We start from the raw sequence: 24,845 nt of genomic DNA on the forward strand, positions 1-24,845 counted from the left end.
AATGGTACCGGAGGACGGACTTGAACCGTCACGCTCGAAAGCAACGGATTTTGAATCCGTCGTGTCTACCAATTCCACCACTCCGGCAAAGAGGTGTTACAAGTTTCAAACTTGCAAAGAAATCTATTTTATTATGAAAAAATTTATTTCTTTGTTAGCTATCCAAGAGCTTCGCAAGCTCTGTTAGAGGCACGCATTATACAAAAGCCAGTGTTATTGGCAACCGTTTTTTTAGCTTATTGGTATTAAGTGTCTGTTAAATATTCAAAACCTCTCATGTTACTAAAAATAAAATGAGCGACCTGTTAATTATCACGCTTTAAATTCTTTTATCTCAAATAGCTTAGCGCTATATACTTTAATTTCTATTTGCTAGACTAGCGAAAATTTTTCAGAGTAAGACTTATGACTACGCATTCTATTAATCACTTTCCGCGTGCTGGCTTTATACGACGTTTTGGCTCTTGGGTTTATGATGTTTTAATTGCTGCTGCTGTTTATATGGTAGCAGGCGCAATAGCATTTTTATTATTTAACTTAATGATTAAACTAGGCATTATTTCAATGGCAGGGTTTGAGCATGCGATTGACTTAAAAAGATCCTCGCTTTTCTACAGTTTATTGGTTGATGGCTTTAGTATTTTTTGGGTGGCATTTTTCTTTGTCTGGTTTTGGTCACGAAGTGGACAAACTTTGGGGATGAAAGCTTGGCGTTTACGTGTGCAAAATCAAGATGGGACGCGTATTTCAAAAACAACAGCTATTGCACGTTTATTTCCAACTCTATTAGGTTTGGGTAATTTAACTGTGTTGTTTGATAGAAACAATAAATTAAGTTTACAAGACAGAGCGACTAATACTGAAGTCGTGGTGTTAACTTTAGAAGAAAATAGAGGTCGACTTTAGCAGTAACTCTCAATGACCAAGTCGCTAATGACTACAACGTAAGTGACTTGGTATTCGTTTACCTTAATCTGTTTTCTTCATCAAATAGAGCGCAATACTCACAAAAATAGCACTTGGTAAAATTGCCCCTAAAAAAGGAGGAAATTGATAAACCAAACTTAAAGATCCTAATACCTGATTACTGATATAAAACAATATACCGGTAAATACTCCCATCATAATTCGTGCGCCCATTGATACTGTTCTTAATGGGCCAAAAATAAAAGACAAAGCAACTAGTAGCATTACCCCCACGGTAAGCGGTTGAATTATTTTGCGCCACAACGCAAGTAAATAACGACTTTCATCTTGGTTATTAGCGCTTAAGTAATCAAGATAATTGAGTAATCCACGAATAGATAATGATTCAGGCTTTACGGTAACCACCCCAAGTTTTTCGGGGGTTAAGCTAGAGACAATGTTTTTCTTAGCCATTTTTTCAGTGGTTATTTGGTCATTATTAATGGTGGTTTCTTTCACTTGATTAAGCTGCCAAGACTCGTCTATGTATAACGCTGATTCTGCCGACAGCCAGCTGTCTAATCGCAAATTATCATTAAAACGATATACCTGAACATTTTTCAATGTCCCTTGATCTTCCACTTCACCAATATGAAGAAAGTTATCTCCGTCTTTAGCCCAAACACCATTTTTCGCTGATATTAAACTACCACCAGAAATCGCCTGTGCTCTTACTTGTCTAGCAGCAACCTCCCCTTGCGGTGCAAGCCATTCGCCAATAGCCATACTAATAAGTATTAAAATGCCTGCCGTTTTCATAACTGATTTAATAATGTCGAGTCGAGACAAACCAGCAGCTTGCATTACCACTAATTCACTATTACTCGCCAACATGCCAATACCAATTAAGCCACCAATTAAGGTCGCCATCGGGAAAAATATTTCTATGTCTCTAGGGACAGCATACAAAACATACAAAGCAGCATGAGCTACGTCGTAATCTCCTCTGCCAACGGCTTTCATTTGTTCAACAAACTTAATGATACCGCCCACACTGACAAAGACCACTAAGGTAATAAAAGTGGTAGACGCTAAAATTCTGCCAATGTAAGCATCAAGAATACGCATTAGTTGTTTCCTTGCTTGTGGCTAATTTTTTTACGGTTTCTTTTAGGGATTTTAGCTTTAATTTTTAAACCGCTACTTCGGCTTTTAATTAACAAGCTAGCCCCCATTAATAAAGCCCCAATATGAATAGGCCATAAACCGACTACACTTGGAAAAACACCTGACTCTAGCGCTGAGCGCATGGCAATTAATACTAAAAAGTAACCTAAAAATAAGAGTAAGGCTGGTAGCATTTTGGCAAACTTTCCTTGTCTTGGATTTACCACACTTAACGGTACTGCCACTAAAGTTAAAATCATACACGCAAGTGGGAAAGCAATACGCCATTGGATCGCTGCTTTATATTCTGGTAATTGTTCTTCAAATAATTGTTGGGTAGGTATTGCGCCAAGTTTTCTTCGGCGTTGCTCAATTTTTTGATCTTCGATTTGCACATAATACTTAGAAAACTCAACGGTTCTAAATTCTTCGCTTTGAATATCGCTTTGATAACGAATGCCATCTTCTAACACTAATTTTTGCGAACCTGAGTCTTCTTCGATTACCCAGCCTTTTTTTGCATAAACTAAGCTAGAATTAATCACGCTTTCTTCACTGTTATTATGATCGGGTAATTGTGCAACGAACACTTTCTCTAAGGTTTTATCTTTTCTATTTTTGTCATGAATAAAAACCACTGCATCTTCATTGCCTGTAGTTTGAAAACGCCCAGCAACTAATGCTGACAAACCAGAGTCTGAAGCTATTTGCTCTTTTACTTGTTCTTCGTATTCTGCGGCCATTGGCGCCAAATATAAGGTGAATACCCCTGTAGCTACCGCGGTAACTAAACTCAAAATAAGAGTAACACGCACCACGTACCATTCGCTTACACCGCAAGCGTGCAAAACAGTCATTTCGTTATCAGCATAAATTCGCCCATACGCTAATAAAATGCCCAAAAATAAACTTAGCGGTAAAAGCATTCCGGCTAAATCAGGTATTTTAAGGGCAATAAACGTCATCACCATTTGTCCAGGAATTCCCCCTTCGGAGGCGTCATCGAGTACCCGAACAAATTTCTGACTAATAAAAATAGTCATTAGCACAATAAAAACAGCAGCTTGCGTTTTAGCCACTTCTTTTAACAAATATCGGAAAATAATCAATTGAGCCTCAAAGACAAAGTATATTGATTCAGGGAAAAATACATTATTACTATTTTGACCCAGATCCACCATATTTTCAATGTGATAGCCCAACAAGTTAGAAATGAATTACTTTTATGATAAAACTACCACTTTATTGTCAATAACCAAGGTGAAAACTTAGTTTTTCCCTGACATTTTGTCCATTTTTAAGTAGACTGGTCGTTTTTATAAGTAAAATATTTATCAAATTTCCAAAAAAATCGGTGTATATGGCTATAATTATAGTTTCTAGCCTTTTTTACCAATGAAATAAGTTGCCAATTTACAGCAGTTTTTTCTTATTTATCTTGGATAATTTAACATATTGATGTGCATTTAGTGCAAAAGGAGACTCCATGGAGTTCAGTGTAAAAAGCGGTAGCCCAGAAAAACAACGCAGTGCATGTATTGTTGTCGGCGTATTTGAACCTCGTCGTTTATCAGCCGTTGCCGAACAACTTGATGAAATTAGTGATGGTTACATTAGTAATTTACTTCGCCGTGGCGACTTAGAAGGTAAGTCTGGTCAAATGTTGTTGTTGCATCAAGTACCTAATATTTTAAGCGAACGAGTGCTACTTGTTGGCTGTGGTAAAGAGCGCGAACTAGATGAACGCCAGTACCGCCAGATTATCAGTAAAACGATTAATACATTAAATGAAACAGGCTCTATGGAAGCGGTTTGCTTTCTATCAGAGCTACACGTTAAAGGCCGTGATACTTATTGGAAAGTTCGTCAAGCAATTGAAGCAACGCAAGACTGTTTATATAGTTTTAACAGTTTAAAAACGCGTATCGCTGAGCCTCGTCGCCCACTTCGTAAAATTATTTTTAATGTACCTACTCGCCGCGAATTACCTATTGGTGAGCGAGCAATTGCTCATGGTTTAGGGGTAGCTGAAGGTATCAGTACCTGTAAAAATGTTGGCAATATGCCCCCCAACATTTGTAACCCTGCCTATTTAGCTGAGCAAGCCAAAATTCTTGAGAACGACTACGACAATGTTAGCACACACATTGTGGGTGAAAGTGAAATGGAAGAACTAGGCATGGGCTCTTATCTTGCAGTAGGTAGAGGTTCGGCTAATGAATCTATGATGAGCGTGATTAATTATAATGGCGCTAACGATGATTCTGCACCTATTGTTTTAGTCGGTAAAGGCGTCACATTCGACTCCGGTGGTATTTCCATTAAACCTGGCGAAGCAATGGATGAAATGAAATATGATATGGGTGGAGCCGCAAGTGTATTAGGTACTATGCATGCTATCGCTGAGCTTAATTTACCTATAAATGTTATTGGCGTTTTAGCCGGTTGTGAGAATATGCCTGGTAGCAATGCTTATCGTCCTGGCGATATTTTAACAACCATGTCTGGGCAAACAGTTGAAGTACTCAACACCGATGCTGAAGGACGCTTAGTATTATGCGACGCTCTAACTTATGTTGAGCGCTTTGATCCTGAATTAGTTATTGATGTAGCTACCTTAACCGGAGCTTGTATCGTCGCTTTAGGTAAGCACGCTTCAGGTTTATTAAGTACACATAATCCACTAGCGCATGAATTACTCAATGCTTCAGATCAAAGTGGTGACCGCGCATGGCGTCTGCCTTTATGGGATGAATACCAAGAACAATTAGAGAGTCCTTTTGCTGACTTTACTAATTTAGGTGGTAAGGGTGCAGGCACAATAACAGCAGCCTGTTTCTTAGCCCGTTTTACTAAGAAGTATCATTGGGCACACCTTGATATTGCTGGTACAGCATGGCGTAGTGGTGGTAAAGATAAAGGCTCTACCGGTCGACCTGTTAGCATGTTAACGCAGTTTTTATTAAACCGCTCAGGTCAAGAGCAAGGTGAATAACCTGCTGAACTTATGATAAGTTAAATGACTTATGTCATTACGATAGAAGTAGAGCACAAATAAATGCAATCAAGAAACACTCAAGTAATGTTTTACCTACTTGAAGATGAAAATCTAGCAACGGCTAACGATATTGGTTCGTTATTTCATTGTGCGTGTTTACAAGCGGCCTATTTCTATCGTCAAAAACAAAAAGTGTTTATTTACACCAAAGATCAAGACAAAGCGCACGACATTGATGAAATGTTGTGGACGTTTAATGCTAACAGTTTTGTACCTCATAACCTTCAAGGCGAAGGACCTAGTTATGGTTCTGCTGTTGAAATTAGCTGGCAAAATCCAACGGGGCGACGCCCTGTGTTAATTAACTTAACAGACACTGCACCTGATTTTTCGGGGCAGTTCTCTCGAGTTATAGATTTTGTGCCAAGTGATGAAGTACTCAAACAGTCAGCAAGAGAGCGCTTTAAAGCTTATCGACAATTAGGTTTCGAGGTTGGTAATCAACCCTTTCCAGCGTCTGAAAGCGCATAAATAAAAGAGTAAATCATTGTATTTGCTCTAATTATCCTATTTAACATAAAGAAAAGTTACGGAAACTCTGATGGAAAAAACGTTTAACCCCACTAACATTGAACAGTCCCTTTACCAAACTTGGGAAGATAAAGGTTACTTTAGCCCAACAGGTGAAGGTGAAGGTTACTGTATTGCCATTCCGCCACCAAACGTAACCGGTAGCCTTCATATGGGACATGCTTTTCAGCAAACCATTATGGATACCTTAATTCGTTATCAACGTATGCAAGGTAAAAACACCTTATGGCAAACAGGCTGTGATCATGCGGGCATTGCAACGCAAATGGTCGTTGAACGTAAAATTGCCGCCGAAGAAGACAAAACGCGCCATGATTATGGCCGTGAAGCATTTATCGATAAAGTGTGGCAATGGAAAGAAGAGTCTGGTGGCACGATTGGTAAACAAATGCGCCGATTAGGTAATTCTATCGATTGGTCGCGTGAACGCTTTACCATGGACGACGGCATGTCAGAAGCCGTTCAGGAAGTTTTCGTTCGCTTATTCGAAGACGACTTAATTTACCGTGGCAAACGTCTGGTTAATTGGGATCCAAAGTTTCATACCGCAATTTCTGATTTAGAAGTAGAAAACAAAGATAAAAAAGGTCATATGTGGCATTTGCGTTATCCGTTAGCAAATGGCGCAACCACCGCTGAAGGGCTTGATTACATTGTAGTTGCTACAACTCGTCCAGAAACCATGTTAGGTGATACCGGCATCGCAGTTAACCCTGATGATGATCGCTACAAGCACCTTATTGGCCAACATGTACAGTTACCTTTAGTTAATCGATTAATTCCGATTGTTGGTGATGATCATGCCGATATGGAAAAGGGCACGGGTTGTGTAAAAATAACACCAGCACATGATTTTAACGATAATGAAGTAGGTAAACGTCATAACCTACCCCTTATCAATATTTTTAATAAAGACGCAGCTATTTTATCTGCTGCTGAAGTTTATGATAACAAAGGTGAAGCATCTACTGCCTACAGTACCGAGTTACCTAGTGAATTTTCCGGTATGGATCGTTTTGTTGCCCGTAAAGCTATTGTGGCTAAATTTGACGAACTCGACTTATTAGTTGAAGTTAAAGAGCATGATTTAGTCGCACCATACGGCGATCGTTCAGGGGTTATTATTGAGCCATTGTTAACCGATCAGTGGTATGTGCGTGTTGAAAAGCTTGCTGGACCAGCCGTTGACGCAGTTAAAGATGGGCAAATTGAATTTGTTCCTAAACAATACGAAAACCTTTATTTTTCTTGGATGAAAGACATACAAGATTGGTGTATTTCTCGCCAACTATGGTGGGGACATCGTATTCCAGCTTGGTATGATGAAAACAACAAAGTGTATGTTGGTCGTACCGAAGCAGAAGTTCGTGCGAATAATAATATCGCCGACGACATGACACTACAACAAGATGATGATGTGCTGGATACTTGGTTCTCCTCTGCCCTTTGGACATTCTCAACTTTGGGCTGGCCAAACAACACCGAAGACTTGAAAAACTTCCACCCAACAGATGTTTTAGTCACAGGTTTTGACATTATATTTTTCTGGGTTGCTCGCATGATCATGATGACGATGCACTTTAATAAAGATGAAAATGGCAAAGCACAAATACCGTTCAAAAAAATCTATATGACAGGTCTTATTCGTGATGAAAATGGCGATAAGATGAGTAAATCTAAAGGTAATGTTATTGATCCGTTAGACATGATCGATGGTATTTCATTAGAAGATTTATTAGAAAAACGTACTGGTAATATGATGCAGCCTAAACTGGCAGCTAAAATTGCTAAGCTCACTAAAAAAGAATTTCCTAATGGCATTGAGTCTCATGGCACCGATGCATTGCGTTTTACCTTAACTTCGGTTGCAACTACGGGTCGTGATATTAGCTGGGACATGAAACGTCTAGAAGGTTACCGTAATTTCACCAATAAATTATGGAACGCCAGTCGTTACGTATTAATGAATACCGAAGAACACGACTGCGGCGCATCTTTATCAAATGAAGACGCTAGCCAACTTGAGTTTTCTTTAGCCGATCGTTGGATTTTAGGGCAATTTCAACAAACAGTTAAAACTGTTCACGATGCCTTTGACACCTTCCGTTTCGATCTCGCTTCACAAGCTTTATATGAATTTACATGGAACCAATTCTGCGATTGGTATTTAGAATTGACCAAGCCGGTATTTTTTAAAGGTACAGAAAATCAACAACGTGCTACTCGCCACACCTTAGTTAATGTTTTAGAAGGCTTGCTACGTTTAATGCACCCAATTATGCCTTATATTACAGAAACTATTTGGCAACGTGTGGTGCCTTTAACCAACTTTATGCAAGAAAATGGCAGCAAGCATGGCGATAGCATTATGGTTCAAAGCTTTCCAACGTTTAATGAAAGCCAATACGACCAACAGGCCATAGATGATTTAGAGTGGGTTAAGCAATTCATTGTTGCTATTCGTAATATTCGCGGCGAAATGGATATTTCACCGGCAAAAGCACTACCCGTTTTATTGAGAAACATTAATGAGAATGACCAACGTCGTTTAAATGAAAACCAGCAGTTCTTAAGCGCTTTAGCTAAATTAGAAACCATTACGGTGCTAGCAAAAGATGAAGAAGCACCTTTATCTGCATCGGCAATTATTGGCGACTTAACCGTGTTAATTCCTATGGCGGGTTTAATTGATAAAGCGGCAGAAATTGCGCGCTTAACTAAATCAATTGATAAGCTCAACCAAGATATAGCAAGAACGCGTGGAAAGTTAGGCAATGAGAAGTTCGTCAGTAAAGCTCCAGAAGCGGTTATTAATAAAGAAAAAGCTAAATTAGCTGAAGCAGAATCTTCTTTAGCTAAATTAGTTACTCAAAAAGCTGAAATAGCAGCCATGTAATATCGCGTTGTAAATCAGTAAAAATATAAGCCAACGTAATTGTTGGCTTTTTATTTTTAAACGAATAAAAAAAGTACAGATCTAAATTGAACTTTTTGAAGAATCTTAAAAATAACTGTGCTAGACTACGCTTGCGTTGAGTTTTTGTGTTGCGGAAAAGTTTTTATATCGGACTTTATAGATGAATTACCTCTGTAAAAACCGTTATTGTTATTGGTTCCTTCCTCTACTTTTTTCTTTATATAAGAAACAGTTGGGGGGCATTTACTCCGTGAAATGGTCGTTTTGACCGATATTTATTAATTTATGACTACGGGAAAATGTTAGTATGTCTGATACAGTAACTGGTAAAGTAAAATTTTTTAACGAAGCTAAAGGTTTCGGTTTCATCGAACAAGAAAATGGTCCTGACGTGTTTGTACACTTCAGCGCAATCACAGGTGACGGTTTCCGTACACTAACTGACGGTCAAGCAGTATCTTTTACCGTTAAGCAAGGTCAAAAAGGCCCTGAAGCTGAGAACGTTGTTGCTTCTTAATAGCAATTTTACTGTTCTGATAAAAGCGAAGAGATAGTTTACTATTCTTCGCTTTTTTATTGGTTACTTTTTATTCTCCCCTTCTTTCACTGCTATTTTCTGCTTCTCTCTTTAACAATAAGCAACTGAATTAAATCTGCTCTACATAAGTTTTGCTTAGCGAAACTCTTAAGCTATAAAAATTAATTTATGATTTATCGCCCTAAATTTTTTTTTGCTTAAAATATCTGTGCCCACTGCTTTGTTATTTTGCTATTTATTTACTATAAATTGTATATCTACACATTATATGAGCCACTTATGCCTCTTTCTTTATTTAACGAATCAGTAGAGCCTGATTTACCACCATGGAAGGTCCTTATTGTTGATGATGAAGAGGATATCCATGTTGTCACTAAAATGGCTTTAAAACGCTTTGAATTAAATGATAAAAAACTCAGTTTTTTACATGCCTATTCAGCTAAAGAAGCCAAAGAAGTATTACAACAAGAATCGGATATCGCATTAATCTTTTTAGATGTTGTAATGGAAACAGATGATGCAGGTCTAGAGCTTGCACGTTGGCTTAGGCAAGAATTAAAAAATAAGTTCTCTCGTATTGTGCTGCGTACAGGACAACCCGGACAAGCACCAGAAGAAAGAGTCATTGTTGAGTACGATATAAATGACTACAAAGAAAAAACTGAATTAAACCGCACTAAACTATTCACCACTGTATTTACTGCGCTTAGGGCTTATCGAGATATTATAGAAGTAGAAGAAGCTCGAAAATATCAAGCGATATATCGTAGCGGATTAGAGCGAGTAATTACCGCCACCAGCAATGTTTTAGAAAAGCGTACATTAAAGCAATTTTTTACCGGCTTATTACAACAAGTGATGTCATTGCTACAGTTAGATCATTCAAGCATGTTAGTGAAAGTAAAAGCTATTGGTGCAGTTTATTCAGAAAACGATTATGAAATCATCGCGCAAATTAATAACAATGAGCAATTAACTAATGGAGTTAGTGAGTCGATAGATGACAAACTTATCCAATACTTTAATAAAGCCAGAACTCAACAATCATCCATATTTGAAAACGGTACTTTCATTGGGTATTTCCCCAGTCAAACAGACAGTGTTAGCTTGCTCTACCTTGATGGGCTTGAACGCATGAACTCTATAGACACAAAGTTACTCGAAATTTTCACCGGTAATGTCAGCTTAGCGTTTGATAATCTATTACTCAATAAAGATATAATAGACACTCAAGAAGAGCTTATTTATCGGTTAGGCGATGTGGTTGAATCACGCTCTAATGAAGCTGGCAATCATGTTAGGCGAATGGCTGAAGTCTGCTATCTATTAGCGCTTAAACTAGGTTTGAGTAAAGATGATGCAATACTACTAAGACAAGCCGCACCAATGCATGACATAGGAAAAATAGCGACACCTGACGCCGTACTGCTTAAGCCAGGAAAACTTCTCGATGATGAAATGGAGATAATGAAACAACACCCAACCGTCGGGTATAGTATTTTAGAAGGCTCTAAACGACCCATCCTTAAAGCAGCAGCAATAATATCGCAGCAGCATCATGAGAAATATGACGGTACAGGCTACCCAAATGGTACCTCTGGTGAAGATATTCATATCTTTGCGAGAATTGCCGCTGTTGCCGATGTATTTGATGCCCTTACTCATAAACGCTGTTATAAAAAAGCTTGGCCTTTATCAGAAGTACTAGAGTTTTTATCTTCTGCTTCGGGGACTCATTTAGATCCTGACGTGGTGAAAGCGTTATTAGACAATGTTGATGAAGCAGTTAAAATTAACAACAAATATCAAGACAGTTAACTCGACAGCTTTGCTTATTTACTCGTTCAAAGTTGCTACTTTAATGCTGTTACTTAATATTTACTTTTTTAGGAAATTCTAAAAGATAAGTTAAGCCACTGCCGACCTCACTGTTTGCTTTTAACTTGCCATTAAGAGAGCTTGTGACTAAATTAAATACTAAATGTGTGCCTAACCCACTCCCTCCTGCTCCCCTTTTAGTGGTAAAAAATGGGTCAAAAAGCTTTTTCATATCTTGTTCATTTAAACCACACCCATTATCACTAAACTTAAGGTAGGCACTTTGACCCTTTTCCCAAACCTCAATATTAATTATGCCAGCGTCAATTTTTTCAAAACCATGCTTTACTGAGTTTAAAATTAAGTTGCTAATAATTTGTGCTAAAGCACCTGCATTATTAGTGATAGATAAACTTTCATTACATTCAATCGTTATAGTGTGATCCGTCCGCTTTAAAGTCGGCCTAAGCGATAATACAATTTCGTCTAAGTAGCTTTTAACATTAAACCGCCTAATTTCATTAGAAGATTGATCAACTGCAATTTGCTTAAAGCTATGAATTAAATTAGCAGCCCTTTGAGTATTACTCGTTAATATCTGGCCAATTTCTTCCACTTCTTCAATAAAGTTTTGCAATTTTTTTTGTGTTAATGTTTGATCTTCTACTGAGCATTTAAAAAATTTGGTTTCTTCCAGTAGATGACTAACCCCTGTGACACAGATCCCCAAAGGCGTATTAATTTCATGAGCAATACCGGCCACTAACCCACCTAATGAAGCCATTTTCTCCTTTTGAATTAGCTCATTTTGAGTTGATTTTAAATTTTTATAAGCATCAGTAAGCTTAGTATTTTGCTGCTCTAAAAGCCGATGATTTTTCGCAAGCTTTATTTGCGACTCCCTTCTTTGCTCTGTATTAATGGTCCCTTCAATAGCACCTGCGACATGTTGCGCAAAAAAGTTAAGAATATTGAGATCGTCGTCGGTATAAATAATTTTAGGATTATAACTTTGAACAACAATTAACCCATGTAGCATATGAGTAGAAATCATCGGAGCACCTAACCAAGAGGTAAAGTTATCTGCCCCGAAAGTTGCAATAGGCTCGCCTTGAGCAATTAACTCATTAATTAAATCAGGCGTAAGTCGTTGTGGTTTTCGAGTATGTAATACATAGGAGCTAAGGCTACTGCCAGAAGGAATGATCTTATTAAGGAAGCTATCGCCATCTTTTTCATCTACAGCATAGGTACAAGTTAACTCACTGTGATCCTCATCAAATAACATTATTAAAAAATTCTTAGCGTAAAGTAACTTATCAATAATTTGATGGATTTTTTTATAAAGCTCAGAAAGCTTCATTTCACCATGTTTAACAGAAGCAATTTCAAATAGTGCGTGTTGCAGCTTTTCTGCACGTTCTTTTTCTAATAATCTTCTTTCAAGGTTATCGTTTCTTTCTAAAATGGTACTTTCTAACTGTTTAGTTTGTTCATGTTTTTCCAGTGCGTTACTGACCACTGAAGAAATAACTTGGAATATCTCTTGGTCTTCTTCACTGTATGTTTGGTGCTCATCATAACTTTGGATAACAAATGCCCCTAAGCATTTACCTTGTTGTGAGATTAAAGGAACTCCTAACCAATATTCTGCTCTATTTCCTGCTCCCCAATCCTGATTTTCAGCACACTTTTCATCATCATCTTTAGCCGTCATAAATAGCTTTTTTTGCTGTTTAATTACCCAAGCGGTAGGGGATTGCTCAGGTGAGGCAAGCGGAAATTTTCTATTAGGATCGGCCTTATCATCACGCTCGTCTACGTCATAAGCAAATTTAATGGTATCGTCGAGAGGATCATATAAAGCTAAATATAAGTTTTTAGCATACATTAACTTGGCTAAGGTTTTATGAACAAAACAGAGGTAGTCTGCAAATGAATCTGCTTTATTGAAATACTTATCAAGAGCAATGAAAGCTTGAAGAATGCCTTCTAATTTATCATTCCGTTGTTTGTGCTGGCTCAAGATTCACCTAATAATTAATCAACATATTAATTATTTTAGTCAACCTTGAGGTTTTTGCCTGATTAAATAAAGCCTTATTCTTAACCCGTTTATGGCAGAGCTTTGTCAATAACATCAACGATAGCGTCAATGTGATCTTTTCGATCATTTAAAGCAGCGATATAGTGGTAATGCTCGCCGCCAGCATTGATAAATGTTTCTTTGTTTTCTACCGCTAATTCTTCTAGTGTCTCTAAACAATCGGCACTAAAAGCAGGGCTAATAATTGCAATATGCTTATCGCCTTTACTAGGCAACTCTTCCAAGGTTTTATCAGTGTATGGCATTAACCATTCAGCCTTACCAAACCGAGATTGAAAGGTCATTAAACAATCGCTTTCAAGCAAGTTTATATTAAGCTCATTAAGTTTCTTTACTAATAATTGTGTGGTTTCTTTACAAAAATCGTAATAAGGATCACCCCAGTCGTGAAATAACTTAGGCATACCATGATAAGACAATACTAATTTATCAGGCACGCCATTGGCTTGAATATGCTCGTTAACACTATTGGCAAGTGCTGAAATATAAAGAGAGTTATCGTGATAACCATTAATAAATGTAAGACTGGGTACCCAACGCCATTGCTGAACTTCTTTAACGACAGCATCAAAGGTTGAAGCGGTTGTAGGGCCTGCATATTGAGGATAGAGTGGCAGCACTATAATATTATTAATACCTTGATCTTTAAACGCTTGCAACGCTTTAGATATTTCTGGTTTTCCATAACGCATCGCCAGTGAGACATGGATATTATCACCATATTTTTGTGCGAGCTGTAAGGCTACTTTTTGCTTTTGTTTCTCTGCTATTACTCTTAACGGTGAGCCTTCTTTAGTCCAAATTTGTTGATACAATTTAGCCGATTTAGCAGGTCTGATGCGTAAAATTATCACGTGTAAGATTATCAACCAGATCAATCTAGGTATTTCAACAACACGAGGATCAGATAAAAACTCTTTTAAATAAGGGCGAAGAGCTGCTGCTGTCGGCGCATCTGGTGTACCTAAATTAGTCAGTAATACACCCGTTGTTTTATTATTAATAATAGGATCTTTTTGACCTATATACCGCGACATTTTATTCCCTTTTTAAATAGACATTCAAACAAACATTAAACAAAAACACCTTAACAATTGTACACAGTTGTTAAGGAACAATAGTATCAACAGTTAATGTAATCGGCGTTGTGGTATCGACATTAATACGATTTACTTCAGCTTTAAAGTCGCCACTTTTAATACCCACACCACCGGTTTTAGAAACAACCGCATAAATATTTACTGCGTCCACAGAGCTTAAATTCGCTTGTGGACTCATCGCTCTTGCGTTGTTTAAAACAATTGTGGTTGGTAAATCACTGGCTTTAATTTTAACCGCAGCAACTGGCATACGCGAACCATCAGCAGGTACGGCGTAAACAAACACGACTTTATCTTCACCTTGGCTTAACTTCTCGTTAATTTCATCACTTAACGACACGTGCAGCTCGAGTTGCGGGCCTTCATGAGTATTATCATCTACTGAACTTTCAATGGGAGCTGTCCCTGTAAGCGACAATCGATTCTTCGCTTCTGCAATGGCTTCTTTAAGTGCAGTTACATTAACGGTTTTTCGACCCGAGTCGACCACGCGTTGCCAGTAGTCAATCGCATGCTGATAATTTTGATTGATGAAATTATGCATACCTAGCAAAATATTAGTTGACGGATCTGCTGGATCTAACGCTAACGCTCGATCTATTAATTGCTGAACATTGTCATCTATTTGTTGGTCATTTCGATAGTAATTCGCCTGAGCTTTGGCACCTAATATATCTGCATGTTCTCCTTCTATCTCTATTACGCGATCGAACGCTTTAATCGCGTTATCAAAATCGCCAGCTCCTACTAATAACTGCCCAAGTTCATACCAAGTATTTGCGTCTGCTGGGTTTTGCTCTATTTTCCCTTTCAGCTGTTGGATTTTCACTTTAAGCTCTTGCTCTTGGGTCATACTTTGGTGTGCAGCTTCAGTTTTAGCCGTTTCATTATTGGTAATTTGTTGGTATCCACCCGATTTTATATAAAAACCAAAACTAAAGGCGAAGACAAATAAACTGATGAAGATAGGCCAAAATATAGATAAAGGTTTTTTAAGCGCACTTTTATTTTTTTGAAATTGCAATTCTTCTTCACTGTTTTGTTCAATGTCTTGCAGTAAAGCATTTTCAAGTTCACTTAACAGATAGCGGTAGTTTTCTTCGTCAATACCACCTTCTTGATAATCTTTTTCTATTTCTGCTTTGTGTTCGTGATAAAGACGAACATTGGTTTCGTCACGTAAGTTTTCTACTGGCGCGCTTTTAGTTTGATTCGTTCTAAGATAATGCCCCCAAATAACAATGAGAATTAGCAGTAAAAAAACAACAACAGTAATTAATAATTCGATCATAAGTCTTCTTATTTTCTATAAAATGGGTGAAGGAGATTAGCGTTTGATCACCAAAATATACTAACTCGTTCTTTAATTTTTAGGCTTATCTTTATTTAACAAGGCTTGTAACTTGTCTTGTTGTTCTTTTGATAAATCAATTTCTTTACGCTCAATAGGTTTTCGACGAAGTATATAAACAACGACCATAACCCCCAACAAAATAAGTACGGCAGGGCCAAACCACAAAATATACGTTAAGCTATTTACTTTCGGGCGATATAAAACAAAATCACCATATCGCTCAACCATGTAATTCATTATTTCAATATCTGCTTTGCCTTGCATTAGTAATTCGTAAACTTCACGTCGTAAGTCCGCTGCAATAGGAGAATTAGAGTCTGCAAGGTTTTGGTTTTGACATTTAGGGCAACGTAATTCTTTATTTAATTCATTAAAGCGTTTTTCTGTGACCGGGTTTTGAAAAACATAAGTATCAATCGCACTAGCAAAAGTGTTCGTTGATGATACTAAAGCGCAAAAAATAAAAACGACAATGCTTTTTGCTATTATATTAACCATTGTTACTTCCTTTTACTGACGTACTTTCGGTTGATTGATTCGCGAGTGTTTCGTTTTCTAATGTTGTGATCATAGGAAGAAATTTATCTTTCCAAATGTTCGCATCAATTGGACCAACGTGCTTCATGCGGATCATGCCATTACTATCGATAACAAAAGTTTCAGGAGCTGCTGTTACACCTAAATCGACACCTAAACGGCCTGAAGGATCAAAAATAGAAAAAACATAAGGGTCTTCATAGTCTTTTAACCACTGATTTGCAGCCACACGATCATCTTTGTAATTAAGCCCGTAAAGTGCAACACGACCACTTTTTGCGATATCAACAAGATAAGGGTGTTCGTATTTACAATACACACACCAAGTTCCCCAAACATTTAATAAAACAACCTTGCCTTTTAAGTCGCTCTTAGTCACCGTTTGTAACTCGTTTGTCAGCTTGGTTAAACTAAAATCAGGCATAGCTTTACCCACCAATGCTGACGGAATATATTGTGGGTTTAAAGAAAGGCCACGATAAAGCACAACACCTAAAGCAACCACTAAAATCAAAGGTAAAAATCGGATCAATTTATTCATTTTTATATCATCACTTAGTTATGCGTTTGCAAAAGAGTCAATATCGGAGTTTTGTTTGTCTTTTATTGCCTTTCGACGACGATAACGTTTATCAAAAATGGCTAATAATCCCCCTAACGACATAAATATCGCTCCTAACCAGATCCAACGAACGAAAGGTTTATAATGTACACGAATCGCCCAAGCACCATCTTCGAGAGGGTCGCCAAGTGCAACATAAACATCTCTAAATAACCCTGGATCGATAGCCGCTTCTGTCATCCCCATAGTTTGTACTCTATAAGTTCGACGTTCAGGTTGTAATAAACTTACGAATTCATTATTTTTATAAAGTGCTAGCTGTCCTTGCTCTGCACTGTAGTTAGGGCCTTCAACATGTTTAGTGCCATTAAATTCAATTTCATAGCCAGCGGTACTAATGCGATCGCCCTTAAACATTTTAACGTTGTTTTCTGTTTCATACGCTGAAACTAAAGTAACACCAACGATTGTAACAGCAATACCGGTATGTGCTAACGTCATACCTAATTGGCTAAAGCTAAGTTTTTTCAAAGACCATTGACCATTGGCTTGTCTAGCTTGGTTAAGTAAATCCTTACTGACGACTAAGAACACCCAAAGTGCTAGAGCAATACCCATCATAACCATTAGATTAAATTCGCCATGGTAGATAAATGGAAACGCAATACCAGCGATTATGCTAATGACTGATGTTTGTGGAATAAATTTACGCAACTCACCTTTTTTAGCTTTTTTCCAGCGGATCATAGGACCAACACCCATAGCTAAAAATAATAAGCTCATAATAGGTACAAACACCGCATTAAAATAAGGAGGCCCTACTGAAATTTTACCTAATCCCATAGCATCAATTAATAACGGGTATAATGTTCCTAGTAATACTGTAGTTGCGGCAATCACCAAAATAATATTACAAATAAGCAGCGCTGTTTCACGAGAGTAAAAGGCAAAACGACTAAAAGTGGCAACTGTGTTTGCTCTAAACGCATATAAGGTTAATGAACCGCCTACCGTGATCGCTAATAAAAATAAGATAAATGAGCCACGTGTTGGATCGGCAGCAAAAGAGTGAACAGAAGTTAAAACCCCCGAACGCACAATAAAAGTGCCTAATAAACTTAAACTAAAGGCGAATATTGAAAGTAGTACTGTCCAATTTTTAAAGGTGCCGCGTTTTTCTGTTACTGCTAACGAATGAATAAGTGCCGTACCTACAAGCCATGGCATAAATGAAGCATTTTCAACAGGGTCCCAAAACCACCAACCACCCCAGCCGAGTTCGTAATACGCCCACCAACTTCCGAGTGCAATACCTGCGGTTAAAAATATCCAAGCAGCAACCACCCAAGGTCTTGCCCAACGTGCCCACGCTGCATCTAACTTGCCACACATAAGTGCCGCAACAGCAAAAGCAAAGGCAACAGCAAAGCCAACATAGCCTAAGTAAAGCATAGGAGGATGAATAATTAAGCCAATATCTTGCAGCAATGGGTTTAAATCACGCCCTTCCAGCGGGCTAGGAAATATACGTTCAAACGGGTTAGAAGTTAATAAGGTAAATGCCATAAAACCGACTGCTACCATTCCCATAACTGCTAGCACTCTCGCCATAAAGGCATCATCAATGCCTTTACTAAAAATAGCGACGGCCATTGTCCAAGCTGTTAATGAAAAAACCCATAAAAGTAACGAGCCTTCATGACCACCCCACACCGCACTTATTTTAAAATAATAAGGCAAATGGCTATTTGAATGACCAGCAATATACAAGACTGAAAAATCGTCCATGACAAAACTATAAGCCAGTATAATAAGACTAATAGTAGTGAAGACAAACATACCCCAGGTAAGCGGTTTAGCATAAGTAAATAGGTTATATTGCTTGGTAAAAACCCCTACCATAGGGACAATGCTCAAACATAAGGCAAATGCCATTGCAACGATAAGTGCAAAATGGCCAAGTTCTGGTATCATTTTTATCTCCAGTCATTTATTGCAATACAAGTAAATGAAAGTTAGGTAGTGGCGTGGTAATGTTTAACGATAATTACAAAAACACAAGGATTCTAGCATCATAATTGGCGAAATCACATCCTAGAAATTGAGTTAGCTTTATTAAATTGTTACAAAATTTACTAGCCTTTATGTGCTGATATATTATGATATCAAATAATTGAATAATTAGATCTGAATCAACTATTACCAAACATTTTTCAACTATTATCATCGTTGAAATTATCCTAATTTAAAAACTGATGTTAAGTGAACTCATTGCCCGTGTCGTCCTCATTACTTAGTGCTGAAAATCTAACCTGTATTCGAGAAGAACGTATCTTATTCGATCACTTAAATCTTGATGTTTCTTCAGGTGACATTGTACAAATTGAAGGAGCTAATGGCAGCGGAAAAACCAGCTTACTACGTATTTTAGCGGGCTTGTCTTTACCCTTTGAAGGGACTGTATTTTTTCAAAATAAAAAAATTACACAAGTTAGAGAGTTATTTCATCAAAACTTGTTTTTTCTTGGTCATTTACCTGGCGTGAAAGGGGAAATGACCGCACAAGAAAACCTCGCGTTTAATTTAGCTTTACATGGTATTGATGACAGCCTTAGCGAACAAACCTTGAGCGAGGTAAATTTATTAGGGTTTGAAGATGCATTAGCGTCGCATTTAAGTGCAGGACAACATCGCCGTATTGCACTGGCCAAGCTATGGCAAACTCGAGCGCCCATTTGGATTTTAGATGAGCCATTTACCGCAATAGATAAACTGGGGGTACAAAAATTAGAACAATTATTTATTAACCATGCCAACAATGGTGGTTGTGTTATTTTAACAACTCATCAAGATTTGTCTTTTGATACGTCTCGCGTCAAAAAGATCACCTTATCGTATCAATTTTATTAATGAGCATAATGATAAACACTCAATCGCTTTCATATAAAGCCGCTTTCTTTTTAGTGATAAAGCGTGATTTAACTATCGCTTTTAGACATCGCGACGACATTTTGAATCCGTTATTATTTTTTGTTATCGTCGTCACTTTGTTTCCTTTAGGAATTGGACCAGAGTCGACTACGTTATCGCGTATTGCTCCTGGTATTATTTGGGTAGCAGCTTTGTTATCAACACTGTTATCTTTAGATCGTTTATTTAAATCAGATCATAGTGATGGCTCTCTCGAACAAATGTTACTTAGCCCTCAACCTATATTTATCTTAGTGCTAGGTAAAATTATAGCTCATTGGTTACTCACTGGTTTGCCTCTCATTTTAATTGCCCCGATACTTGCAGTATTACTGCACTTAAACGAGAACAGTTATGGCGCATTGATGTTAACCCTGTTACTAGGCACACCAGTACTTAGCTTACTAGGCTCTATTGGCGTTGCTTTAACCGTTGGCATCAAAAAAGGCGGTGTTTTATTAAGCCTTTTAGTTTTACCTTTATATATTCCTGTGCTTATTTTTGCGACAAGCGCCATTGATACTGCGGCAATGAACTTACCTTACAGCGGGCAACTTGCTATAATTGCCGCGCTATTTTTTGGTTCTTTAACCTTAGCCCCATTCGCTGTTAGCGCAGCATTAAAAGTGAGTACTAACTAATTATGTGGAAATGGCTACACCCTTACGCTAACCCTGAAGTGACATTTCATTTCACCGGGAAGCTCATTCCTTGGTTTAGTGCCTTTACAGCACTATTATTGGCAATTGGCTTGGTTTGGGCATTACTTTTTGCTCCAGCCGACTACCAACAAGGTGAAAGTTTTCGAATTTTCTATTTACATGTTCCTGCTGCGATCTTTTCAATGAGCATTTATTTTGCAATGGCTATTGCCGCTTTTTGTTCGCTTGTTTGGCAATTTAAACTTTCAGATGCCGCTGCTTCAGCCATGGCTCCTGTCGGCGCAACATTTACCGCAATCGCATTATTTACAGGTGCCGCATGGGGAAAACCAATGTGGGGTACATGGTGGGTTTGGGATGCACGTTTAACTTCTGAGCTTATTTTATTATTTTTATATTTAGGTGTTATGGCGCTGCACAATGCTTTTGAAGATAAAAATTTAGCAGGTAAAGCGGCAGGTATATTAACACTGGTTGGCGTAATTAATTTACCCATAATTAAATACTCAGTTGAGTGGTGGAACACGCTTCACCAAGGCGCCACAGTGAGTAAATTAGGCAAACCGTCAATGTCTGCAGATATGTTTTGGCCATTTCTAACTTGTTTTATCGGTTTTGCTTGTTTGATTACTGTTATTATTTGTATACGTTTTAGAACAGAAATTTTAGCTCGTAACTCGATGCGTCCTTGGGTGAAAGATTTATTATTGCCCGCTCATATTAAAAATTCTGAGCCTGAAGGAGATAACAGCCATGCAATTTAATAGCCTACAAGCTTTTCTCGATATGGGTGGATACGCCTTTTATGTATGGCTCTCTTACGGCGTAACAGCATTTTTATTAGTGATGCTAATTTGGCTCAGTAAAAGCCAACACAAGTCGGTGGTCAATAAAATAATTACCCGCCAAAAGCGTGAAAACAAATTACGTCAAGCTGCGGCTATGCAAAAACAACAACAAGCATCCGCACAATCTATTTCCCCCACAAATAATGATAACGATTCAAACGAGGTATTATCATGAATCCACGCCGTAAAAAAAGACTAACGATAGTCGCTGCCGTAGTTATTGGTTTAGGCTTTGTTGTTGGTTTAGTTCTATATGCGTTAAGTCAAAACATTGATTTATTTTATACACCGACTGAAATTCACCACGGTAAAAAAGATTCTGGCGTAAAAGCAATTGAAGGACAAAGAATTCGTATTGGTGGCTTAGTGGTTCCTGGTAGTGTTTACCGCGACGAAAATAGCCTTAAAGTGAGTTTTAAACTTGCTGATATGCGTATGCCTATAGAGTTTAGTGACGATGATCTAATGATAACCGTTAAGTATGACGGTATTCTCCCTGACTTATTTCGTGAAGGCCAAGGCATCGTTGCTAACGGCGTGCTAGTGAAAGATAACTCGACTAGCGGTTTTCTTATTGATGCCAGTGAAGTGTTAGCTAAACATGATGAAAACTATATGCCAAAAGAATTAGCAGAATCAGCGAAAGAAAAACACGGTGGCTATTAGTTAAAATAGCAAAACTAAACCAAGGTTAAAGAGAGTAAGCACAAAAAAATACGCAGCTCAACACTGCGTATTTTTTTGTGCTTTTCTTAGGAATTATACCAAGAATTAACATAACTAAGAAATAGTCATTGAGTTACAAAAATCACTCTAAACTACTTTCAAAGTGATGTGTAACCAAATCAATAGAAAAATTTTTATAATATATGACAGTATCACTTAATTAGCATAAGCTACTGTAAAGGTAATATTAATAAGGCTATTTAATGTTAATTGATACCATAAATGATATACAGTATACTTAATAAAATATAGACTATGGAAGTCTGATGTAATTTTCAATATGTAAAGGAATATAGAATGTTTAATCGAAGTAGTTTGGGTTTATTTATTTTCATCACGACAATATTTAGCAACTCAACTGTAGCAGATGAAATAATTAGCTGTACAAGTTGCATATCCGACACTCAATTTAGAGCAAAAGCAATATCATACCATTTAAGCAACTATTCAAATTTAAATCGGAAACATGATATATATCAAATAGTGAATCCTGAATTAACTTTAGTTAAATCAGTATACGTCACTCATGTCTATGAACCTGAAGATCAAAGAAATAATGTAAGCAGTAGAATGGGTGTAGTGAATACTAACTTAATTGCTGAAATTAATGATTTAAAGAGTTTACTTATAACAGCTGCCCCTTATGTCCAGTTACCTGTTGCCGTTGAAGATTCAGTGTTTGATACTTTAGTCGATACTCGTTCTGAAGGAATTATCTCTGATTATGTCTCTACCGTCCAAAAATGGGACGCTATAGCTTCTCGAATAGGTGTTTACTCATTATTACCTATTGCAATTGCAGGAAAAATTGTTGGTTATAATTCTGCTATTAGCATTGAGTTTTCTGATGGTGCAACCATTGCTATGAGGTTTGCAGGAATAGACTCTAGTGGCTTGATTGTATGGGAATTAATTCCAAATTCTGCAAAAGATAGAAATGGCAACAAAATACCTGAGAAAAAATCAGATGCTGAGAATAAGGAATACTACTTTAATACCGCTACACCACAAGGAGTTACGACATTAGAGAACTTTATTGGTCAGTTGCAACGTTTACAAATGAATTTAGGAACTTATGGAGATAATACTGTATTAACTGAAACGACCATTATAGATTGCAGAAAAGATAAGTGTAATCAAATTGGTCACCAAGGCACTAATTAGCCTTACCTAATCAATTTAGTTAAGGTAGATATTACTTAAATCTTTAGATAATAATTATTAAGAACTATGTTTAAACTGTATTTTAATAAGGTGTTTTATTATGAAGTATTTTAAAAAAAATTTAGCGTGGAATATTAAGTTTATTGTTGCAACTATATTTACATCATATCTATTGGTGTTTGTATTTAGTTTATTAACGATCCCCTTCATTGGCACAACTATTTCAGAAGTAATATTTCCAAATATTGGTCATTTTATATTATTAGGTTCGTTTCTCGTGACTCCTCATGTTTACAAAACTTTGAGCTAATACCACTTAAATTAATTTTTAACCATAAAAAAACCTCGGGTAACTCCTTTATTTAATCACGTAATCGTAATTAATAAAGAAACCCGAGGTAGACCAATATGATAGTCCAACGCACCCTCAACTGTTTGTTGTTTTCTCCCAGGGGAAGAACAACAAACCAATGGAGACCTTATACCTTGAAACTAAAGTCACTCACCTTAGAATCAATAGATAAATTCTACTTCCAACTTCTCATTTTGTGCCCTTTTACGGCATAGAAAAGAATAAATAAATAACATGGGAACATGACTAAGTAACCGCCTTGCAGACCTAAGCTCTCTCCTGAGCTTGCTAAGCCCCAAAATAATGGACCGAATGCCCCACCTGAAATTCCCATGACCAATAATGCAGATCCTGTACTGGTTAGCTTACCCATGCCAGACAAAGCTAGTGGGAAAACAGCAGGCCAAACAATAGCATTTGCTAAACCTAAAAATGCGATCATCAATAAGGTATCTGGTAGTTGTGCGCCTCCAAAAGGAACGAACACCGCATTAGCAATGACAAATGAATTGTTATCACCTGTTACTATGCCAAAAGTTAATAATAAACCGAGAATTGCTGACACCATTAAGGCTTTTTCTTGAGAGATAAACTTAGGGATTAATGCGATACCTAAAATATAACCAACAACCATAAAAATCATAGTGTACGAAGTCATCACGCTATAATCTTCAACACCTAATGATAAAGCAAAAGTCCCAATAGTATCGCCAGCGATTACTTCTACAGCAACGTAAAAGAATAAAGCTAAAACACCTAAAGCTAAATTAGGGTGCGATAAAGCTTCTTTTGTATGGCCCTTAGCACTGATTTCTTCACTATCTTCTTCACTGGCAAGTTCTGGTAATGGCGACTTTTTAACAGCAATAGCGAGTAAGCCAATAAACAAAGCCATTCCTAAATAAGGCATTACTAAAGAATCAGCCATATCGTTTATTTGTGCTGGCGTTAACTCACCGGTCACTTCTTTAAAACCACTTAAAATTAAAGCAGTAAATACAATTGGTGCAACAACACCAGCCCCTTTATTTAATATGCCCATAACACTGATACGCGCAGCTGCAGACTCCTCAGGGCCAATGCGAACAACATAAGGATTTACCGCAGTTTGTAATAAGGTGATCCCAGATCCCATTACTAGTTGCGCAAATAAAAATAAAGCAAAAATTTGAGTTTTGGCCGCAGGAATAAATAATAAACCAGCCACCATCATTGCGGCCATGCCTAATGCCATACCATTTTTATAACCTACTTTACGAATAACAGCCGCAGAAGGAAGCGCAGTAAAGGTTACTGCGATATAAAAAGAGAATAATATTAAAGAGGCTTCGAATGGGCTTAACTGCAACACTTGTTGTAGGTAAGGCATTAAAGAGCCATTTAGCCAAGTAGCAAAGCCTAAGATAAAAAATAAGCCTGCTACTATGATCATCGGCAATGCATTACTTTGCGATGAGTTTTTCGAGTCTTCGTTGTTCATGGTGCTCTCCATACTTTCCTCACTACTGGGTTTATTTTATTATTATTT

At 37.4% G+C, this 24,845-nt stretch carries 21 protein-coding genes and 1 tRNA gene; 12 read left to right on the forward strand and 10 right to left on the reverse strand.

Annotation, left to right across the window (positions count from 1 at the left end):
- Window positions 1-2: 2 nt before the first annotated feature.
- Window positions 3-87 (reverse strand) — tRNA-Leu (locus AC27G3_RS01265).
- A gap of 318 nt (window positions 88-405) precedes the next feature.
- Between AC27G3_RS01265 and AC27G3_RS01270 the strand changes: the two genes are divergently transcribed.
- Window positions 406-906, forward strand: coding sequence for an RDD family protein (locus AC27G3_RS01270; RefSeq protein ID WP_487118024.1), 501 nt, complete (start codon window positions 406-408; stop codon window positions 904-906).
- Between the two features lie 63 nt (window positions 907-969).
- On the opposite strand, the gene lptG is transcribed toward AC27G3_RS01270, so the two are convergent.
- Both lptG and lptF read right to left on the reverse strand, forming a co-directional pair.
- Window positions 970-2,034: an LPS export ABC transporter permease LptG gene (gene lptG, locus AC27G3_RS01275; protein ID WP_487118026.1), complete on the reverse strand. Its 1,065-nt coding sequence runs from the start codon at window positions 2,032-2,034 to the stop codon at window positions 970-972.
- Window positions 2,034-3,182: an LPS export ABC transporter permease LptF gene (lptF, locus tag AC27G3_RS01280; protein WP_487118028.1), complete on the reverse strand. Its 1,149-nt coding sequence runs from the start codon at window positions 3,180-3,182 to the stop codon at window positions 2,034-2,036. The genes lptG and lptF overlap by 1 nt, the downstream gene beginning before the upstream one ends.
- Before the next feature lie 377 nt (window positions 3,183-3,559).
- Here lptF and pepA point away from each other — a divergent pair, with 377 nt between their 5' ends.
- The 5 genes from pepA (at window position 3,560) to AC27G3_RS01305 (ending at window position 10,935) form a co-directional block, all read left to right on the forward strand.
- Window positions 3,560-5,068: a leucyl aminopeptidase gene (gene pepA / locus AC27G3_RS01285; protein ID WP_487118030.1), complete on the forward strand. Its 1,509-nt coding sequence runs from the start codon at window positions 3,560-3,562 to the stop codon at window positions 5,066-5,068.
- A gap of 63 nt (window positions 5,069-5,131) precedes the next feature.
- A complete protein-coding gene (locus AC27G3_RS01290) occupies window positions 5,132-5,602 on the forward strand; it encodes a DNA polymerase III subunit chi (protein ID WP_487118032.1) in 471 nt (156 codons plus the stop codon).
- 70 nt (window positions 5,603-5,672) lie between these two features.
- On the forward strand, window positions 5,673-8,558 hold the full coding sequence (locus AC27G3_RS01295; protein WP_487118033.1) for a valine--tRNA ligase: 2,886 nt from the start codon (window positions 5,673-5,675) through the stop codon (window positions 8,556-8,558).
- A 328-nt stretch (window positions 8,559-8,886) separates the two neighbouring features.
- The gene (locus AC27G3_RS01300; RefSeq protein WP_487118035.1) at window positions 8,887-9,096 is read left to right on the forward strand and encodes a cold-shock protein; all 210 of its coding nucleotides are present in this window, start codon (window positions 8,887-8,889) and stop codon (window positions 9,094-9,096) included.
- A 300-nt stretch (window positions 9,097-9,396) separates the two neighbouring features.
- A complete protein-coding gene (locus tag AC27G3_RS01305; protein ID WP_487118037.1) occupies window positions 9,397-10,935 on the forward strand; it encodes a DUF3369 domain-containing protein in 1,539 nt (512 codons plus the stop codon).
- A 49-nt stretch (window positions 10,936-10,984) separates the two neighbouring features.
- Here AC27G3_RS01305 and AC27G3_RS01310 read toward each other — a convergent pair whose 3' ends face one another.
- The 6 genes from AC27G3_RS01310 to AC27G3_RS01335 all read right to left on the reverse strand — a co-directional run bounded on the left by AC27G3_RS01310 (window position 10,985) and on the right by AC27G3_RS01335 (window position 18,569).
- Window positions 10,985-12,961, reverse strand: a complete 1,977-nt coding sequence (locus AC27G3_RS01310; protein WP_487118039.1) for a GAF domain-containing sensor histidine kinase — start codon at window positions 12,959-12,961, stop codon at window positions 10,985-10,987.
- A gap of 89 nt (window positions 12,962-13,050) precedes the next feature.
- Window positions 13,051-14,079: a ferrochelatase gene (hemH, locus tag AC27G3_RS01315; RefSeq protein ID WP_487118041.1), complete on the reverse strand. Its 1,029-nt coding sequence runs from the start codon at window positions 14,077-14,079 to the stop codon at window positions 13,051-13,053.
- 70 nt (window positions 14,080-14,149) lie between these two features.
- Window positions 14,150-15,433: a c-type cytochrome biogenesis protein CcmI gene (ccmI, locus tag AC27G3_RS01320; RefSeq protein WP_487118043.1), complete on the reverse strand. Its 1,284-nt coding sequence runs from the start codon at window positions 15,431-15,433 to the stop codon at window positions 14,150-14,152.
- 72 nt (window positions 15,434-15,505) lie between these two features.
- Window positions 15,506-15,994, reverse strand: coding sequence for a cytochrome c-type biogenesis protein (locus AC27G3_RS01325; protein ID WP_487118045.1), 489 nt, complete (start codon window positions 15,992-15,994; stop codon window positions 15,506-15,508).
- Complete coding sequence (locus AC27G3_RS01330; RefSeq protein WP_487118047.1) at window positions 15,987-16,574, reverse strand: DsbE family thiol:disulfide interchange protein; 588 nt, start codon at window positions 16,572-16,574, stop codon at window positions 15,987-15,989. The genes AC27G3_RS01325 and AC27G3_RS01330 overlap by 8 nt, the downstream gene beginning before the upstream one ends.
- Window positions 16,575-16,592: 18 nt before the next feature.
- Window positions 16,593-18,569, reverse strand: coding sequence for a heme lyase CcmF/NrfE family subunit (locus AC27G3_RS01335; protein WP_487118049.1), 1,977 nt, complete (start codon window positions 18,567-18,569; stop codon window positions 16,593-16,595).
- A gap of 288 nt (window positions 18,570-18,857) precedes the next feature.
- Here AC27G3_RS01335 and ccmA point away from each other — a divergent pair, with 288 nt between their 5' ends.
- The 6 genes from ccmA to AC27G3_RS01365 all read left to right on the forward strand — a co-directional run bounded on the left by ccmA (window position 18,858) and on the right by AC27G3_RS01365 (window position 22,965).
- A complete protein-coding gene (gene ccmA / locus AC27G3_RS01340) occupies window positions 18,858-19,505 on the forward strand; it encodes a cytochrome c biogenesis heme-transporting ATPase CcmA (protein ID WP_487118051.1) in 648 nt (215 codons plus the stop codon).
- 8 nt (window positions 19,506-19,513) lie between these two features.
- On the forward strand, window positions 19,514-20,206 hold the full coding sequence (gene ccmB / locus AC27G3_RS01345; protein WP_487118053.1) for a heme exporter protein CcmB: 693 nt from the start codon (window positions 19,514-19,516) through the stop codon (window positions 20,204-20,206).
- 2 nt (window positions 20,207-20,208) lie between these two features.
- Window positions 20,209-20,991 carry a heme ABC transporter permease gene (locus AC27G3_RS01350; RefSeq protein WP_487118055.1) on the forward strand — a complete coding sequence of 261 codons (783 nt, stop codon included), beginning with the start codon at window positions 20,209-20,211 and terminating at the stop codon, window positions 20,989-20,991.
- Entirely contained in the window at window positions 20,981-21,250 is a 270-nt protein-coding gene (gene ccmD, locus AC27G3_RS01355; protein WP_487118057.1) for a heme exporter protein CcmD, read from the forward strand. The genes AC27G3_RS01350 and ccmD overlap by 11 nt, the downstream gene beginning before the upstream one ends.
- The gene (gene ccmE / locus AC27G3_RS01360) at window positions 21,247-21,741 is read left to right on the forward strand and encodes a cytochrome c maturation protein CcmE (protein WP_487118059.1); all 495 of its coding nucleotides are present in this window, start codon (window positions 21,247-21,249) and stop codon (window positions 21,739-21,741) included. The genes ccmD and ccmE overlap by 4 nt, the downstream gene beginning before the upstream one ends.
- A 357-nt stretch (window positions 21,742-22,098) precedes the next feature.
- A complete protein-coding gene (locus tag AC27G3_RS01365) occupies window positions 22,099-22,965 on the forward strand; it encodes a hypothetical protein (RefSeq protein ID WP_487118061.1) in 867 nt (288 codons plus the stop codon).
- A gap of 527 nt (window positions 22,966-23,492) precedes the next feature.
- On the opposite strand, the gene nagP is transcribed toward AC27G3_RS01365, so the two are convergent.
- A complete protein-coding gene (gene nagP, locus AC27G3_RS01370; protein ID WP_487118063.1) occupies window positions 23,493-24,797 on the reverse strand; it encodes an N-acetylglucosamine MFS transporter NagP in 1,305 nt (434 codons plus the stop codon).
- Window positions 24,798-24,845: the final 48 nt, after the last annotated feature.

The sequence above is a fragment of the Colwellia sp. SU-HH01217 genome, assembly GCF_057543495.1.